This window comes from Campylobacter sp. 2018MI01, from assembly GCF_018501205.1.
Taxonomy (GTDB): Bacteria; Campylobacterota; Campylobacteria; order Campylobacterales; family Campylobacteraceae; genus Campylobacter_E.
The window spans coordinates 1-395 of the sequence record NZ_JAHCZE010000200.1 but is presented as its reverse complement, the minus strand read 5'-3'; the positions used below and the strand labels follow the sequence as shown (position 1 = coordinate 395).

At 56.7% G+C, this 395-nt stretch carries 1 protein-coding gene; it reads left to right on the top strand.

Features of this window, described 5'->3' with window-relative positions; genetic code table 11:
* Positions 1–12: 12 nt before the first annotated feature.
* The coding region (locus KJQ97_RS09660; RefSeq protein ID WP_214120731.1) for a hypothetical protein at positions 13–395 on the top strand (383 nt) is incomplete at its 3' end.

Genomic DNA, 395 nt, shown 5'->3' with positions numbered 1-395 from the left:
CTCGGGGCCATCTTGGCCCTTACCGGAGTGTTGATCACTCCGGCGGCATGGGCAGCTGGTCCGACGGTAACCGTGATACCAGTAGGTCGTGAGGGAGGTGATATCACCATCAGTGGGAAGGGATTCTCGACTACCGGCTTCGGTGTCTACGTTGCTGTGGCACCGGCCTCGGTGCCCGAGTTCTATGGCAATTCGGACAAGTTCTACGGCTATGACCCGAGCAAGGACACGACGGAGTCCCCATCGACAATCTGGGTCTATACCCCGAGTCAAAAAGCTAGTGGCTCCCGGTTCGCTCAAGGTAGGCCGATGAATAACGATGGGTCTTTTACCATCACGATGAAAGCCCCTCCCTTTGAACAAGGCAAGGATTTCGTCGTCCTCACCACGAAGGC